Here is a 16,936-nt window from a genome sequence, read left to right as displayed (position 1 = left end):
GCCTTTTTAATCGTGTTGGTGCCAATTTAAATAACGCTAATCAGCGCTACGTAATAATTCATTGATACCAATTTTAGAACGGGTTTTTGCGTCTACTTTTTTAACGATGATAGCCGCATACAAGCTGTAGTTGCCGTCTTTACCGGGTAGGTTACCAGGCACAACTACCGACCCCGCCGGCACCCGGCCATAATGTACTTCCCCGGTTTCACGGTCGTAAATTCGGGTGCTTTGCCCAATATATACGCCCATCGAAATAACCGCGCCTTCTTCTACAATGACGCCTTCGACAATTTCAGAGCGTGCTCCAATAAAACAATTGTCTTCAATAATGGTCGGGTTCGCCTGCAACGGCTCTAGTACGCCGCCAATGCCAACACCGCCAGACAAGTGCACATTTTTACCAATTTGTGCACAAGAGCCTACCGTAGCCCAGGTATCTACCATGGTGCCTTCATCAACAAAAGCACCAATATTGACATACGACGGCATCACAACCACGTTTTTGCCTACAAAAGAGCCTGTGCGCACGGCCGCTGGAGGAACAATACGTACGCCTTCTTTGGCAAACTGGTCAGCCGTATAATCACGATATTTAAGCGGTACTTTATCAAAAAAACGACTTTCGGCGCCTTCAATCATTTCGTTGTTGTTTAAGCGAAAATACAACAACACGGCTTTTTTAAGCCATTGATGGACTTTCCATTCTCCGTCAATTTTTTCAGCAACCCGGGCACTGCCATTATTTAGCATGTCCAGTGCTTCGTTAACCGCATCGCGGACTTTTTGAGGGGCATCTGAAGGGGACAGGCTATCGCGTTCTTCAAAAGCCTGTTCAATAATAATTTGTAGTTCAGTCATGGTATATTGATATCTTCAAGTTGATCGAGTTTATACAAAATTTGTTTTTTCAAGCCTACCTGTTGCTCAGGCGTAAGTGCACTACCTTCGTGATTAGTCACAATAAACACATCCTCAGCGCGTTCGCCGATAGTAGCAATTTTCGCTAATTTTAAAGTGACATTTCTATCAACAAAGGCGTGTCCTACTTTGGCTAAAATACCCGGCGCATCGAGTGCTTCTAACTCAATCAGGGTGTATTCGTCAGCAATATTGAAAAAACGGACTTTCGTAGGGACATCTAACTGCCGCATCTGACGGGGCAGCTTTCTTTTATTATCGTGGGCAAAACCAGGTTTATTGAGCTGACTCAATATCGCCTCTTCCAGCGTATTGGTGCGGCTTTTCGAAGATAAGCGAGAACCGTCGTTTTCTAGTACCAGCATGCTATCAAATACATAGCCGTCGCGGGTTACGGTAATATGCGCATCGTGTATTGAGCAGTTACGGCTATCCAGAACCGATGCCACCTGGGCGAACAACGCCTGTCGGTCTTTACCGTAAATCAGAATTTCGGTGCCGCCTTTGGCAATTTCATCGTTGGCCCGAATCAGCAGGTTATCGGGGTCTTCTAAAAACAGGCTTTGTTCGGCTTGTATTATTTCACGCGAATGCCAGGCAATCTGAGCTGGCTTGAAACGAACAAAATAATCGTCATCCATCCGGCTCCAGAACACATCAACCCGGCCCTGATCTTCACCACTTTCTTTTAATAATTGTACCGCAGATTTTTTATGTTGCTCAACCCGTTCGTTAAGCGTCGCCTGACACTGTAAACCATTATCTAAGGCTTTTTGCGTCATCAGGTACAGCTCTCGCAGCAACGATGCCTTCCAGTCATTCCATAAATTATCATTGGTGGCACGAATGTCAGCCAGGGTCAGCGAATACAACAGGTTAAGATGATTTTGACTGCGCACGGTGGTGGCAAATTCATTAATAACATCGGGATCGTAAATGTCACGGCGCTGCGCAACCATCGACATTAATAAGTGGTTTTGTACCAACCAGGAGATAAGCTGAGCTTCATTGTCGCTGATTTCGTGACGCGCGCAAAACGCGTGTACGTCTTCAGCACCAAGAACCGAGTGGTCGCCATTTCGCCCCTTAGCAATATCGTGAAAAATAGCCGCAATATACAACAGTTCGGGTTTATCCAGATTTCGGGCAATACGGCCACAGCGCGGAAATTCACGATTTTTCAGACTAAAATAATGGTTAATGTGTTTAACCAGTCGGTGCGTATGTTCATCCACCGTGTAGGCATGAAACAAATCAAATTGCATCATTCCGACGATTTTATCCCACTCTGGCAAATACGATTGCAGCACGCCGTATTGGTGCATAATATCCCAGGCATAGTCAAAAAACTGCGGATGCCGGAACAACACCATAATTTGCTTACGACAGGCTTCGCGCTCGATAAAATATTCGCTTTCAAAGGCACGACGGGTATTTCGCAGCTGGCGGATAGTATCGGTGTCTAACCCTTCGACCTCGGGCGTGTCGGCCACTACCTGTAAAAAGTGTAATACGGCCTCAGGTGTGTTGATGGCATTTTCGTGGCGTGGGGCAATCATGCCATCTAATAACCAAAAATCGTCATTGATTATGGTCTGGCTTTTAACCGACTGATTGAGCATGTCATAGCGAAAACGATGCAACAGCATTTTATTGAGTTCGCTTACCCGGCGCACCGTTCTGAAAAAGTCACGCATCATGCGTTCAACAGAAGTTTTGGCTTCGTTGCCATAGCCAAGCCTTGCCGCCACCTCAGGCTGATAGTCAAACAGAAGACGATTTTCACTTCGGCCGGCGATAAGATGCAAAGCAAAACGCAAACGCCATAAGTGCATTCTTGAGCGAATTAGCTCGCTGTGTTCATCTTCGGTAAAATAACCATGACCAACCAGATTCCATCCGTCATATTCTTTGAAATGTTTTTTGGCCACCCAACCAATAGACTGTATATCGCGCAAACAGCCAGGGTTTTCTTTGATGTTGGGTTCCAGATTGTAGGCGGTGCCATTAAACTTTGCGTGGCGGGCTTTTTGTTCATCGTACTTGGCTACAAAAAACGCCTGACTGGTCCAGGTTTGACGACCGTGGGTTTCTTTAAGCATCAGCTCAAACAATGGTTCGTTACCCGTCAATAAACGGCTTTCAATTAAATTGGTGGCTATCGAAATATCATCTTTTGCCAGCGACACCGTTTCTTTGAGAGTACGTACCGCCTGACCTACGTCTAGTCTAATGTCCCACAGTAGCGTAATAAACTGGCTTATTTTATCCTGAGTTGGTGTTTGTAGTTCACGCTGACTAATGATCAACAAGTCAATGTCAGAGTAGGGCTGCAAATGGCCGCGTCCATAGCCACCCACCGCGCACAGGGCTAAATCTTTAACCTCATCCAAACGCAGCAAATGCCACAAATGTAACAACAGCGCATCAACAAACTGAGCCCGTCCGGTAACAAGCTGGTTTACCGGAGATGTATCAAATGCTGTATCCAGCCATTGATAGCTGTTTTTTACGCACTGTTTAATGGCAGGCAAATCTTCTACCGAAGATATTTGTTCTACCTGAGCAATTAACTTCTGTAGACTCAAAAGCGTTTTCTCACCGTTTAAGCTATGGATTCATTTGCACCTTAGCATGAAATGTTGCGTATGGCAGTAGCTCGGTTCAGGTGCTGAAGACCCACCTTAACAACACGATAAAGGTATAAAAAGAACAGGCAGCACACCATGGTGTGGCTACCTGTTGGTATAGATTAATTATGATTTATTACCCGTGGCAAGCTTTCTTCTTCGCGCAGGGTAAGAACCTCAACACCGGTTTCGGTCACCAGAAGTGTATGTTCCCACTGAGCGCTAAGACTGCGGTCTTTAGTTACCACGGTCCACTGATCAGGTAAGATTTTTGAGTGACGCTTGCCCGCATTTACCATCGGCTCAATAGTAAAGCACATTCCCGGAACCAGCTCTTCACCCGTTCCCGGCTTACCGTAATGAACAATTTGAGGCTCTTCGTGAAAGCCAGCGCCAATACCGTGGCCGCAATACTCGCGAACAATAGAGTAATTGTGCGACTCGGCGTGGGTTTGGCATAAATGTCCGATATCACCCAGACGCATACCGGGTTTCACTTGTTCAATAGCCTTATACAAGCTTTCCTGAGTTACTCGTACTAGCCTTTCAGCTAAAATAGAAGGTTTACCTACCATGAACATTTTCGAGGTATCACCATGGTAACCATCTTTAATTACCGTTACATCAATATTTAAAATATCACCGTCTTTAAGTTTTTTATCAGACGGGATGCCGTGGCAAATACAGTGATTTACAGAGGTGCAAACAGACTTAGGAAAGGGCGGATGACCGTAGTTTAATGGGGCAGGCGTCGCACCTTGTTCGTTCACAATATAGTCATGGCAAATACTGTTGAGTTCGTCGGTGGTTACCCCTTTTTTAACATACGGTGTAATCATGGTTAGAACATCAGAAGCCAGCTTGCCGGCTACCCGCATTTTTTCAATTTCTTCAGCGGTTTTAATAATTGCTGCCACCGGAACCCTCTATAATCTTTGTTCAAAGTAAATGTCTAGATATGGTTAGATGACACCATATCAAGCGATATCGTTATTATATTAACGGTTTGCGGGGGCTGTGTATAGTTTACAGCCCGATTGACCAGGCATAAAAAGGCCGTTTAACTTGAGTTAACCGAGGGGGCATGGTATAAAGCGCCCGCCTGTTTGTCTGACCGGTAGTTTGCTATCAGGTTCGGATGATAAATCAGGTACGAATTTATTAAATAACACACATATACCGACACTTGATATCGGGGTGTCCGGGAAACCGGATCGATGCAAGGGGTGTATGGAGGCCTAACCCCAAATTTGAGGAAAATATCATGGCTAATGTTTCAATGCGTGACATGCTTAAAGCAGGTGTCCACTTCGGTCACCAAACTCGTTACTGGAATCCAAAGATGAAGCCGTACATCTTTGGTGCGCGTAACAAGGTTCATATCATCAACCTGGAAAAAACGGTTCCGCTTTTTAATGAAGCGATGAACTACCTTTCTGGTGTAGCTGCGAAAAAAGGAAAAATCCTTTTTGTAGGTACTAAACGTGCCGCAGGCGATGCTGTTAAAGACGCCGCTATAAAATGCGACCAGTTCTATGTGAACAAGCGTTGGTTGGGCGGAATGCTGACAAACTGGAAAACCGTTCGTCAGTCAATTAAGCGTCTTAAAGACCTTGAGCAAAAAAGCCAGGACGGTACGTTTGAAAAGTTGACCAAAAAAGAAGCGCTGATGCTAGAGCGTGAAATGAACAAGCTTGAAAACAGCCTTGGTGGTATCAAAGACATGGGCGGTTTGCCTGATGCTATCTTTGTTGTAGATGCGGATCATGAACACATTGCAGTAACTGAAGCACGCAACCTGGGTATTCCGGTTGTAGGTGTAGTAGATACTAACTCTAATCCAGACGGCGTAGATTACATCGTACCTGGTAACGACGATGCGATCCGTGCTGTTCAGTTGTATCTTGAAGCGGCTGCTGATGCGGTTAACTCTGGTCGTAACAGCAACCTGGAAGCACAAGCTGAGCAGGACGATTTCGTAGAAACTGCTGAGTAAGGCCCCAGGCATAATTGTACCGGTTTGTGCTATGCAGGCCGCTACTATGCTATCAGATGAATATTTTTGAAGGGGCGTTTGCCCCTTTTACTATTAAATTTATTAATGCTGAGGAATTGAAAAATGGCAGTGACTGCAGCACTCGTTAAAGAACTACGTGAGCGCACAGGCGCAGGCATGATGGATTGTAAGAAGGCGTTGGTTGAAGCTGACGGCGATATCGAACTAGCCATCGAAAACATGCGTAAATCAGGTCAGGCAAAGGCCGCTAAAAAAGCGGGTCGTATTACCGCTGAAGGCGTAATTCTGACCAAAGCCAGTGGCAACCGCGCAACCATGCTTGAACTAAACTGTGAAACAGACTTTGTTGCTCGTGACGAAGGCTTCCTGAAATTCGGTAACGAAATTCTGAACGTAGCGCACGAACAAAGCATCAATGAAATTGATCAATTGAACGATGCCGAGCTCAATGGTAAAAAAATCAGCGAAGTACGTGAAGAATTAGTGACTAAGATTGGTGAAAATATTTCTCCTCGTCGTGTAGTAAACGTTGAAGGTGAAAATCTTGGTGCTTATGTACACGGTGGCCGTATTGGTGTTATCTCTATTTTGACCAGTGGTCAGGAAGAATTAGCAAAAGACGTTTCTATGCATGTTGCAGCAGCAAACCCACAGTTTGTTAAGCCTGAAGATGTGCCAGACGAAGTTGTTGAAAAAGAGAAAGAAATCCAAATCGAGATTGCAATGCAATCTGGTAAGCCTGCTGATATCGCAGAAAAAATGGTTGCCGGCCGAATGAAGAAATTCACGGGCGAAATCAGCCTGACTGGTCAGCCTTTTGTTAAAGATCCTTCAAATACTGTGGGCGAATTGCTAGCCAGCAACAACGCCGACGTAGTTAACTTCATTCGTTTTGAAGTTGGCGAAGGTATCGAGAAGAAAAGCGAAGACTTTGCGGCTGAAGTTGCAGCGCAAATGGAAGCGGCGAAGAAATAATTCCTGCCTTCTACTTTTGCCAGACGCAATAGTCAGATACACTACGAGCACCTCTTAGGGGGTGCTTTTTTATAAGTGAAACCGTACAAAAATACAGCGTACGGCCGAACACGAAATCGTTTTGTCCTATTTTTTGCATACCGAAAAATACGACAAGCCGAGTTCACAAAGGACACCAAATCATGAGCATCACTCCAAAATCAGCCTATCGTCGAATTTTGCTAAAACTAAGTGGCGAAGCCTTAATGGGCTCCGAAGGTTTTGGTATTGATCCTAAAGTGCTTGACCGTATGGCACAAGAAATCAAAGAGTTAGTAGAACTAGGTGTTCAGGTGGGGTTGGTTATCGGCGGAGGTAACCTGTTTCGGGGTGAAGGCCTTGCGAAAGCCGGTATGAACCGGGTAGTGGGAGACCACATGGGTATGCTGGCCACGGTAATGAACGGTCTGGCAATGCGTGACGCGTTGCATCGGGCATTTGTTAACGCTCGAATGATGTCGGCGATTCCGTTAAATGGTGTATGCGATGCGTACAATTGGGCAGAAGCCATCAGCCTGTTGAAATCGGGACGGGTAGTTATATTTTCAGCTGGTACAGGTAATCCATTTTTTACCACTGATTCCGCCGCCTGCTTGCGCGGCATTGAAATTGAAGCTGATGCGGTACTTAAAGCCACCAAAGTAGACGGTGTATATAGTGACGACCCGGCCACAAATCCTGACGCAGAATTGTACGCAAATTTAACGTATGATGAAGTGCTGGAAAAAGAGCTTAAAGTAATGGATCTATCGGCCTTTACACTAGCTCGGGACCACGGTTTACCCATTCGGGTTTTCAATATGAATAAGCCGGGGTGTCTGAAAAAAGTCGTTATGGGTGAACATGAAGGCACCCTGATAGACCACGCTGACAAATAGTTTAAAGTAAATAGGAAACCTATCGTGATTGATGAAATTGAACTAGATGCGCAAGAGCGTATGGAAAAAAGCATCAGTGCTCTGAAAAGTCAGTTAAGTAAGATTCGCACCGGTCGGGCGCATCCTAGCCTGCTTGACGGCATTCAGGTGTCTTACTATGGCGCAGATACGCCACTTAAACAAATTGCTAATGTTATTGCTGAAGACAGCCGTACTTTAGCGCTGACTGTTTTTGATAAAAGCGCCACCCAGGCGGTTGAAAAAGCCATTATGCAGTCTGATTTGGGATTAAACCCAATGAGTGCGGGTACCACTATCCGTATTCCAATGCCCGCCTTAACTGAAGAGCGTCGTAAAGATCTTATCAAGGTAGTACGCGCAGAAGCAGAGCAGGCTCGGGTAGGCATTCGGAATGTTCGCCGTGATGCGAACAGCGATGTAAAAGAATTGCTCAAAGAAAAAGAAATCAGCGAAGACGAAAGTCGCGCGGCAGAAGAAAATATTCAGTCACTGACCAACGACTTTATTAAAAAAGTTGACGAAACACTGGTAGTGAAAGAAAAAGAACTAATGGAAGTTTAACCACCGTCATGTTATCAAAGCGGTCGCAATCTGCGCAGTTACCCACTGCAGGGCACCCCGAAGAATCCGGGCCACGCCATGTTGCTATTATCATGGACGGTAATGGTCGTTGGGCGCAAAAAAAGGGTAAAATTCGTACCTTTGGGCATAAAGCCGGCGTTGAGTCGGTACGCTCAGTTGTTCGTTTTGCCCGCCAAACGGGTATTCAGTCGCTCACACTTTTTGCGTTTAGCAGTGAAAACTGGAAACGTCCTGAAGAGGAAGTCAGCGTATTGATGGAGCTGTTTAATCTGGTATTAAACAGTGAAGTTAAACGGCTTCACAAAAATGGGGTAAGACTTAAAGTTATTGGCGATGTGTCCGCTTTTGATGACAAATTAAAAGCAAAAATTCAAAAAGCTGAAACAATGACTGAGCAAAACGATGCATTGATTTTAAATATTGCAGCGAACTATGGTGGACGCTGGGATATTGCTAATGCCGCTCAGTTATTAGCTCAGCAGGTGCAACAAGGGACATTGCAGCCAGAAGACATCGATGAACAAAAACTGGGTGAATATATTTCTACTCACGACCTTCCAGAGCTGGATTTACTGATCCGTACTGGTGGTGAACGTCGAATTAGTAATTTTCTATTGTGGCAATGTGCCTACGCTGAACTGTACTTTACCGATGTGCTATGGCCTGATTTTACCGAACAGGTATTTCAGTTAGCCGTAGATGACTTTAATGTACGTCAGCGCAGATTCGGCTTAGTCGGCGAACAGGTAAGCGTGCCACAAAGCTAGTTGGGTAGTCCTGCTAAGCCTGGCTGACAACAAGGAGCCGAAGAGCCGCTATGCTAAAACAACGAATAATTACCGCGCTAATTCTGGCGCCACTGGCGCTGATTGCAATTTTGTTTATGCCCATGGGGTGGTTTCAGATAGCCATCGCTGGCGTAGTCGCATTAGGGGCCTACGAATGGGCTAACATGTCCGGCATCATCGAGCGGCCTAAAAAGGTGGCATTGATGGTCAGTGCTTTTGTGATTTGTGTATTGTTATCACTGATTGTCGATGTAGACAAAATTTGGTATCAGGGGCAGTTGCATGGGCTCTATCACTTCATATTAGGAATAGCCGCCGCCTGGTGGGTCGTTTCACTGGCAATGATTGTTGCGTATCCGCGTTTTTCAGCGTTCTGGCGCTCAAGTAAACCTATCAGAGTAGGTTTTGGTGCACTGACGCTGATTCCTACCTGGGTGGCGGTTGTTAGTCTGCGTACCAATTTGCACGATGTTGACCCATTTTACGGGGCGTCTTTAATTTTTTATGTTTTAGGTATTGTCTGGGCCGCAGATATCGGTGCCTTTTTTGTTGGCGTTAAATTTGGCCGGCATAAGCTGCGTCCGAATGTATCGCCTGGCAAAACGCTAGAAGGATTGCTAGGCGGTATTGCGGCTTCTTTTGCCATCATAGCCTTTGCGGCGCTGCACTATCATGTCACTTTTTCGCGTATCTGGCTGCACTTATTGATTGGCGGAATTACCGTAGCAGTATCGGCGTTGGGCGACTTGAATGAAAGTATGCTAAAACGCTGTGCAGGTATTAAAGATAGCGGTAAATTGCTTCCCGGGCATGGCGGCGTACTTGACCGTATTGATAGTTTAACGGCAGCCTTTCCGGTGTTTGCGTTTTGCTATGTGACGTGGATGGCGTAATGCAAACCATTACTGTATTAGGAGCCACGGGCTCTATTGGGTGCAATACTCTGGATGTGGTTAACCGTCACCCCGATAAATATCGGGTTTTCGCTATAACCGGCCACTCTCAGTTAGAATTACTGGCGCAGCAGGCAAAGGCCTGTAACCCCCGCTATGTTGTTATCGCAAACGAAAACCAATACGAACAGGCACGCAGTACGCTGACACAAGCTGGCGTGAAAGCCGAGCTTTTGTGCGGACCCCAGGCCTTAGATGATGTGGCCAGCGCCCCAGAAGTTGATGCGGTTATGGCCGCTATAGTCGGTGCTGCTGGACTTATGCCTACTATGGCGGCGGTAAAAGCGGGCAAGCGTATTCTACTGGCAAATAAAGAAGCGTTGGTAATGTCAGGCGTATTGTTTATTGATGCTGCGCGTCAGTCTGGTGCCACGATTTTACCTATCGACAGTGAGCACAATGCAATATTTCAATGCCTGCCTCAGGATTTTGTGTATGGCGATTTAACCAGCAGCGGCATTTCAAGTTTATTGCTTACTGGTTCAGGTGGGCCCTTTCGCGAACGCGAGCTTTCGACCTTTGATGATATTACTGTAGAGCAGGCATGCCACCATCCAAATTGGGATATGGGGCGAAAAATTACCGTAGACTCTGCCACTATGATGAACAAAGGATTGGAATTTATTGAGGCTTGTCGTTTATTTGGAGCCCAGGCCGACGATATTACCGTGGTCCTGCACCCACAAAGTACCATCCATTCAATGGTGCAGTACATAGATGGCTCGGTGATTGCGCAAATGGGCCACCCGGATATGCGCACCCCAATAGCTTATGGTCTGGCCTATCCAGAGCGCATTGAGGCCGGGGTAAAATCACTGGATTTTGCTACGTTAAGCGACCTTACTTTTTCTACTCCATGCCCACAGCGTTACCCAAATCTGTACCTTGCAATACAAGCATGTAAAGACGGTCAGGCAGCAACAACAGCACTAAACGCTGCTAACGAGATTGCCGTTGAAGCCTTTTTAAATCATCAGATTGGCTTTTGTGACATTGCCCGGGTGAACGAACAAACCTTGAATAAAATGGAACAAACGACGGTTTGTTCACTCCAACAAATACTTGAGCACGATGGCCGGGCCAGAGCCACGGCTAACAAGGTAATCAGAGGGCTGGTATCGTGATGTCGTTTTTGTGGAGCCTGGGGGCATTTGTGGTAGCTCTGGGTGTGTTGGTTGCTGTCCATGAGTGGGGACATTTTTATATTGCCCGGTTATGTGGTGTTCAGGTAGAGCGTTTTTCTATTGGCTTTGGAAAACCCCTATGGCGCCGCACTGACAAAAAAGGCACTGAATTTGTTGTTGCTGCCATACCATTAGGTGGCTATGTTCGCATGCTCGATGAGCGTGTCGATGAAGTACCTGCGCATTTAAAGCATAAGGCGTTCAACAACAAAACTGTCAAACAGCGCATGGCAATTATCGCGGCAGGTCCGGCGGTAAACTTCATTTTTGCCATCTTTGCCCTGTTTGTTATGTATTTGCTTGGTTTGCAAACGGTGAAGCCGGTGGTAGGCCAAGTCGCGCCAGCCTCTATTGCGCAGCAAGCCGGTATTATTGAAGGTCAGCAAGTTACAGCAATAGGCACGCGACCAACAGCAGACTGGGAAGCGGTAAATCTGGAACTGGTTTCTTTTATTGGTCAGTCTTCGGTACCGGTGACCGTGTCAGACAGCAAGGGAAATACAAATTCCGTGGTGCTTAATACCACTGATTGGAACTTTAACCCCGAGAAAGAGTCTGCTTTAGTCAGTCTGGGTATTCAGCCTTATCGACCCGATGCAAAGTTAGCATTGGCGGTGGTTGCCCCTGACAGTCCGGCCAGTGAGGCGGGTCTTCAGGTAGGGGACGTTTTACAAACACTTAACGATGAACCTATCGAAAGCTGGCCTAAATTGGTCGAAATAATCGCAGACCAGCCCGGTGAGAAGGCGGTATTTGAAGTACAACGGGATGGACAAACGCGTACAATTGATGCCACCATCGCCCGGCGTGATACCCCTCAGGGACAAATTGGTTACCTGGGTGTGAGTCCTGAATTTGAGCCCTGGCCAACAGGCTATGTGTTCGTTCACCAGTATGGACCGGTCGAATCGCTGGTAAAGGCAGCCGATAAAACCTGGCGTTTGATGACATTAAGCCTGTCTATGATAGGCAAGCTGATTACCGGCGATGTATCGCTGAACAATTTAAGCGGACCCATCTCAATTGCTCAGGGTGCTGGTGTCAGCGCCGGGTATGGTCTGGTATATTTTCTGAGTTTTTTAGCATTGATCAGTGTCAATTTGGGCATTATCAACTTACTGCCTCTTCCCATGCTAGATGGCGGCCACCTTATGTACTTTACCATTGAGTGGCTTACCGGGAAGCCTGTCTCTGAAGCATTTCAGGAATGGGGATTTAAAATCGGCGGCGTAGTCCTTTTAATGATTATGGGGATTGCGATTTTTAACGATATTAGCCGCATCGCCTGATCAGGCTGATGAGCTAACAATCAAACCTATTGAAGTAACGCGGCGCAGGATAAAAAGAATAGATGAAGTTAAGACAGTTAGTAGCAGCCGGAGCAATGCTCTCCAGTGCTAGCTTAGCCAACGCGGCTACATCACCGGAACAATTCGTCGTAGAAGATATTCGGGTAGAAGGCTTACAGCGGGTGGCCTTAGGGGCAGCGCTAACCTATCTTCCTGTAGAAGTAGGGGACGAACTTAATTCATTCAGGGTAGCTCAGGCTATCCGGTCTCTGTATTCTTCTACACATTTTGAAAATGTTGAGATGTTGCGAAGTGGTAATACTCTGGTTATTAAGGTAGCCGAACGTCCCACCATCAGTAATATTATCTTTGAAGGCAACGATGATATTAAAGATGAGCAACTGCAGGAGAGCCTTGACGGTAATAATATCCGTCTTGGGGAACCGTTGGATCGAACTGTATTAACCTCTATAGAAAATGGCCTGAAAGACTTCTTTTATAGCATTGGTAAATATAACGCTGATGTTTCGGCCATTATCACCCCATTGCCGCGAAACCGGGTAGATTTAAAGCTGCTGTTTGAAGAAGGCGATGCAGCCAAAATTGAACAAATCAATATTGTAGGTAATCATCAATTTTCTGATGATGAGCTTATGGCTGATCTTGAACTTCAGTTTGATGCCCCGTGGTGGGATTTCTTATCTGAAACACGCTATCAGCAACAAGCGTTACAGGGCGATATGGAAACGGTACGCAACCATTATATGGATCGCGGTTATTTACGTTTTAATATCGACTCGACGCAAGTGTCTATGACTCCTGAAAAAGACGGTATCTATATTGCGTTAAATGTATCGGAAGGCGAACAGTATCGAATTTCAGGCGTTGAGCTGGTAGGCGATTTACTGGGTAATGAGAATTATATTGAAAAAGTATTGCCGTTAACCGATGGCGAGCTTTATAACCAGGCCGAAGTTACTTACACCGAAGAGTTTATTTCGAAGTATTTAGGTCGTTTTGGTTATGCCTACCCCACAGTTACCACTGTCCCTGAGATTAACGACGAAGATAAAACCGTTAATCTGACCATTTCGGTGGACCCGGGTAAACGTATCTATGTACGCCGTATTAACTTCAACGGAAATACCGTTACCGCGGATGATGTACTGCGTCAAAACGTAAACCAGATGGAAGGTGCGTGGCTGTCAAACAACCTGCTTGAGTCGTCTAAAAATCAACTTTCGCGGTTAACCTACATGAAAAATGTAGAGTTTGAATCAACCCGGGTACCGGGCGAAGAAGATAAAGTGGATGTCGACTTCAATGTTGAAGAACAACCCTCAGGATCATTTAATGCGGGTATCGGCTATGGCGATCGAACTAAGCTAAGTCTTCAGGCGGGCATTCAGCAAGATAACTTTTTAGGCACCGGTAAGCGGGTAGGGCTGAATTTAAGTACCGTTTCGTATCAAAAGTCAGCGCAAATTACCTATAACGATCCGTACTTTACTATCGACGGCATCAGTTTGGGTGGCACAATTGGCTACAGCGAATTTGATGGTTCTGACTTTAACGTTATCCAGTACAACTCTAAACGTTGGTCTGTAGGGGCAAACGCAGGTTATCCAATTGATGAAGTCAATCGAATAAACTTTGGTCTTACTTACTCTAATACAGAGCTGTTTAACACCGGCTATTACGAACAAACAGAACAGTTTTATAATCAGTTTCGGGCAGATGATCCCCAGGCAGCTGTGAAATATGATAGCTATCTGGCCAGTGTTAGCTGGAGTCGTAATACGCTAAACCGGGGGCTGTTTCCAACTGCAGGATCGTCGCAACGGGCCACCTTTAGTGTTACCACTCCCAATTCGGATGTGAACTACTTTAAAACTGTTTTAGATACCAAGTTTTATTATCCGCTTTCACGAGACCAGCGTTGGTCAGTATTAGCGCGTCTACGTTTAGGTTACGGAAATGGCTATGGTGATGCGAACGGCAATGATCAGATTTTGCCATTTACTGAAAATTTCACCGCCGGTGGTGCAGATACGCTACGAGGATTTGAAAACAATACTGTGGGTCCGCGAGGCGTTATTTTAGCCGCTGGCAACGCAACGATTACCGGTCCAGACGGCGAAGCTTACCCAGGAGCCGCTACCAACAGCAGAATCTCTGTATCGCAGCGTAGTCTTGGGGGTAATGCTATGGCATTAGGTGGATTGGAATTAATTGTTCCCACCCCGTTTGTAGACGCTGAGATGGATAACTCTGTACGCACAAGCTTGTTTGTTGATATCGGAAACGTTTGGGATACTGAATTCGATTACAACAAATACAAAGATTTAGACCCAATATCGGTAAATAACGATGCGTTAATAGACTATTCAGATTGGACCCAGTATCGTAGTTCTGCCGGTTTATCTGTACAATGGATTTCACCGATGGGCCCGATGGTGTTCAGTTTTTCCAGAGCTATTCGTGAACGCGAAGGCGATGACGCAAAATTCTTCACGTTTAATATTGGGCAAACCTTCTAAAAATAAATTTAATATCTACATTTTATAAATAATTATAAAAGGAGTTCCTTTTGAAACAGATGGCAAAACATATTCTTGCAACCGCTATGTTGGGTAGTGCTTTGTTAAGCGGCTCGGTAATGGCTGAACAAAAAATTGGCGTAGTTGACGTGCAAACCGTGTTTCAGGCTATGCCTCAGGCAGCTGAAATTTCTAACAGCATTCAAATGGAATTTAAAGACCAGATAGATGAGGTCAATCAGCTGCAAAAAGATGGTCAGTTTTACGCAGAACGTTTGCAGCGTGATGCCGCGACTATGAGCGAGAAAGATAAAAAAGAGTTACAACAAAAGATTCAGGGTGTTCGCGAAGAGCTGGCTAAAAAAGGTCAACCGCTTCAGCAAAACATTCAGCGTCGTCAAAACGAAGAGCGCAATAAACTGTTGGGTCTAATTAAACAGGCTATTGATAGCGTTGCTCAAAAAGGCAGCTACGACCTTATCTTAAGTGCTGGTGCAGTGTCTTTTTCAAAAGAGCAATTTGACGTATCTGAGCAAGTACTTGAACAAGTTAAAAAAACTAACTAATTAAAAGAGCTTTTCGCTTTGTAGCTCAATCCTGTAACTTAATACAACAGGTCAGATTAGCGTCTTTCAGTCGTTGGTCTGACTTGTTTTTTACTTTAAAAAGCGTATGGTTGCCGCCGTTTAATAATTCCAACCTGTATTGCTTCTTTAATAAAAACGCAAACCTTTGCACGTCAAAACGCTCGCCGATATTATGCAATAATGCACGCGTGTATTAGACAGTAAAATTTTTGCGCGAAGTTTTGTATTTTACGGGTTGCAAGCGACAACGGCTTTACCGCTAGCCGATAAAATAGTCAGTTACAGCGGTTTGTGGCATAGGAGAGACTTTTGGCCAACTCACTCAATACTATAGATATTCAGGAAATCCTGGAATTACTCCCTCACCGATACCCCTTTTTGTTAGTAGACCGGGTTACCGATTACACCTTAGGCGAGTCTATCAAAGCCTATAAAAACATCACGATGAATGAGCCGTGTTTTACGGGCCATTTTCCGGACCGACCGATATTTCCAGGCGTATTGATTCTTGAAGCTATGGCTCAGGCCGCGGGTGTATTGGGTTTCAAAACCATGGGCAAAAGTGACAAGCTTTATTTATATGCTGGCATAGATTGCGCCCGCTTCAAGCGCCCGGTCGTACCCGGCGATAAATTAGAATTTGATGTAAGCTTGGTCAAAGAACGCCGGGGAATCTGGAAGTTCAAAGGCACGGCGAGCGTCGATGGCGATACAGCATGTAGTGCCGAATTTATGTGTGCAATCAGAGAGATAGTTTAAAGTGATACATTCTACTGCGGTGATATCAGAGTCTGCCATTATAGGCGAAAACGTAAAAATTGGCCCATTTTGCGTAGTTGATGACAACGTGCGTATTGGCGATGGCTGTATATTGGAAAGCCATGTGGTAATACGTGGCCCCACCACCGTAGGTCAGAATAATCGCTTTTTTCAGTTTTGCTCTATTGGCGAAGATTGTCAGGATAAAAAGTTTGCCGGCGAAGCGACCGAACTTATTATTGGCGATAACAATGTATTTCGTGAAGGCAGTACAGTTCATCGCGGCACCATTCAGGATGAAGGCATAACCCGGGTGGGTTCCCACAATCTGTTTATGATTAACGCCCATGTTGCACATGACTGTATTTTAGGTGACAACATTATACTGGCTAATAATGTTTCATTGGCAGGACATGTGACATTGGGAGACCACGTTATCTTTGGTGGTGGGGCGGCGATTCACCAGTTTGGTAAAGTCGGCGACCATGCGTTTGTGGGGGCTGGTGCTATTGTACTGCGTGATGTCCCCCCTTATGTCATGGTCAATGGTCAAAAAAATGTACCGGCTGGTATTAATTCAGAAGGGTTAAAACGCCGGGGTTTCTCCTCCGATTCAGTGATGGCGATAAAGCGTGCGTACCGAACAATCTATCGTTCGAACAATACCGTTGATGAAGCTATCGACAAGCTGTCTGAAGCGCAGTCTACGCACCCGGAAATTACCCGATTGGTAGATTTTCTTAAAGCAGCAAAGCGCGGTATTATTCGATAAT

The 16,936-nt window shown here is 45.5% G+C and carries 15 protein-coding genes; 12 read left to right on the top strand and 3 right to left on the bottom strand.

The genetic code is table 11. The features are described from left to right. Positions 1 to 36 precede the first annotated feature (36 nt). The 3 genes from dapD to map all read right to left on the bottom strand — a co-directional run bounded on the left by dapD (position 37) and on the right by map (position 4,468). Positions 37 to 861, bottom strand: a complete 825-nt coding sequence (gene dapD, locus JK130_RS13270) for a 2,3,4,5-tetrahydropyridine-2,6-dicarboxylate N-succinyltransferase (protein ID WP_218354808.1) — start codon at positions 859 to 861, stop codon at positions 37 to 39. Beyond that, complete coding sequence (gene glnD, locus JK130_RS13265) at positions 858 to 3,509, bottom strand: [protein-PII] uridylyltransferase (protein WP_218354807.1); 2,652 nt, start codon at positions 3,507 to 3,509, stop codon at positions 858 to 860. Before glnD ends, dapD begins: the two co-directional genes overlap by 4 nt. 164 nt (positions 3,510 to 3,673) lie before the next feature. Then, positions 3,674 to 4,468, bottom strand: coding sequence for a type I methionyl aminopeptidase (map, locus tag JK130_RS13260; protein WP_218354806.1), 795 nt, complete (start codon positions 4,466 to 4,468; stop codon positions 3,674 to 3,676). Between the two features lie 347 nt (positions 4,469 to 4,815). Here map and rpsB point away from each other — a divergent pair, with 347 nt between their 5' ends. From rpsB to lpxA, 12 genes are all read left to right on the top strand, one after another. After that, complete coding sequence (rpsB, locus tag JK130_RS13255; protein WP_218354805.1) at positions 4,816 to 5,547, top strand: 30S ribosomal protein S2; 732 nt, start codon at positions 4,816 to 4,818, stop codon at positions 5,545 to 5,547. Between the two features lie 123 nt (positions 5,548 to 5,670). Continuing rightward, positions 5,671 to 6,543 carry a translation elongation factor Ts gene (tsf, locus tag JK130_RS13250; RefSeq protein ID WP_218354804.1) on the top strand — a complete coding sequence of 291 codons (873 nt, stop codon included), beginning with the start codon at positions 5,671 to 5,673 and terminating at the stop codon, positions 6,541 to 6,543. Between the two features lie 182 nt (positions 6,544 to 6,725). Next, positions 6,726 to 7,460, top strand: a complete 735-nt coding sequence (gene pyrH, locus JK130_RS13245; RefSeq protein ID WP_218354803.1) for a UMP kinase — start codon at positions 6,726 to 6,728, stop codon at positions 7,458 to 7,460. A 24-nt stretch (positions 7,461 to 7,484) separates the two neighbouring features. Next, entirely contained in the window at positions 7,485 to 8,042 is a 558-nt protein-coding gene (gene frr, locus JK130_RS13240; RefSeq protein ID WP_218354802.1) for a ribosome recycling factor, read from the top strand. Positions 8,043 to 8,050: 8 nt separating this feature from the next. After that, positions 8,051 to 8,830: a polyprenyl diphosphate synthase gene (gene uppS, locus JK130_RS13235; protein ID WP_218354801.1), complete on the top strand. Its 780-nt coding sequence runs from the start codon at positions 8,051 to 8,053 to the stop codon at positions 8,828 to 8,830. Positions 8,831 to 8,880: 50 nt separating this feature from the next. After that, positions 8,881 to 9,744, top strand: a complete 864-nt coding sequence (locus JK130_RS13230) for a phosphatidate cytidylyltransferase (protein ID WP_218354800.1) — start codon at positions 8,881 to 8,883, stop codon at positions 9,742 to 9,744. After that, complete coding sequence (gene ispC, locus JK130_RS13225; protein WP_218354799.1) at positions 9,744 to 10,928, top strand: 1-deoxy-D-xylulose-5-phosphate reductoisomerase; 1,185 nt, start codon at positions 9,744 to 9,746, stop codon at positions 10,926 to 10,928. Before JK130_RS13230 ends, ispC begins: the two co-directional genes overlap by 1 nt. Next, the gene (gene rseP / locus JK130_RS13220) at positions 10,925 to 12,277 is read left to right on the top strand and encodes a sigma E protease regulator RseP (RefSeq protein WP_218354798.1); all 1,353 of its coding nucleotides are present in this window, start codon (positions 10,925 to 10,927) and stop codon (positions 12,275 to 12,277) included. Before ispC ends, rseP begins: the two co-directional genes overlap by 4 nt. A gap of 62 nt (positions 12,278 to 12,339) precedes the next feature. Continuing rightward, complete coding sequence (gene bamA / locus JK130_RS13215; RefSeq protein WP_218354797.1) at positions 12,340 to 14,817, top strand: outer membrane protein assembly factor BamA; 2,478 nt, start codon at positions 12,340 to 12,342, stop codon at positions 14,815 to 14,817. 50 nt (positions 14,818 to 14,867) lie between these two features. After that, entirely contained in the window at positions 14,868 to 15,383 is a 516-nt protein-coding gene (locus JK130_RS13210; RefSeq protein ID WP_218354796.1) for an OmpH/Skp family outer membrane protein, read from the top strand. 330 nt (positions 15,384 to 15,713) lie between these two features. Beyond that, positions 15,714 to 16,163, top strand: coding sequence for a 3-hydroxyacyl-ACP dehydratase FabZ (fabZ, locus tag JK130_RS13205; protein ID WP_218354795.1), 450 nt, complete (start codon positions 15,714 to 15,716; stop codon positions 16,161 to 16,163). A 1-nt stretch (position 16,164) separates the two neighbouring features. Then, complete coding sequence (gene lpxA, locus JK130_RS13200; protein ID WP_218354794.1) at positions 16,165 to 16,935, top strand: acyl-ACP--UDP-N-acetylglucosamine O-acyltransferase; 771 nt, start codon at positions 16,165 to 16,167, stop codon at positions 16,933 to 16,935. The last annotated feature ends 1 nt before the right edge of the window (position 16,936 follow it).

It is taken from the genome of Alteromonas lipotrueiana (assembly GCF_019249245.1).
Lineage (GTDB): Bacteria > Pseudomonadota > Gammaproteobacteria > Enterobacterales > Alteromonadaceae > Alteromonas > Alteromonas lipotrueiana.
Note: the sequence above shows the minus strand (reverse complement) of the source record. Positions and strands in the feature narration are given on the sequence as shown.

Coding starts and splice junctions, on each gene's coding strand:
- dapD (WP_218354808.1), bottom strand. CDS start 861: ATGACTGAACTACAAATTATTATTGAACAGGCTTTTGAAGAACGCGAT.
- rpsB (WP_218354805.1), top strand. CDS start 4,816: ATGGCTAATGTTTCAATGCGTGACATGCTTAAAGCAGGTGTCCACTTC.
- tsf (WP_218354804.1), top strand. CDS start 5,671: ATGGCAGTGACTGCAGCACTCGTTAAAGAACTACGTGAGCGCACAGGC.
- pyrH (WP_218354803.1), top strand. CDS start 6,726: ATGAGCATCACTCCAAAATCAGCCTATCGTCGAATTTTGCTAAAACTA.
- uppS (WP_218354801.1), top strand. CDS start 8,051: ATGTTATCAAAGCGGTCGCAATCTGCGCAGTTACCCACTGCAGGGCAC.
- JK130_RS13230 (WP_218354800.1), top strand. CDS start 8,881: ATGCTAAAACAACGAATAATTACCGCGCTAATTCTGGCGCCACTGGCG.
- ispC (WP_218354799.1), top strand. CDS start 9,744: ATGCAAACCATTACTGTATTAGGAGCCACGGGCTCTATTGGGTGCAAT.
- bamA (WP_218354797.1), top strand. CDS start 12,340: ATGAAGTTAAGACAGTTAGTAGCAGCCGGAGCAATGCTCTCCAGTGCT.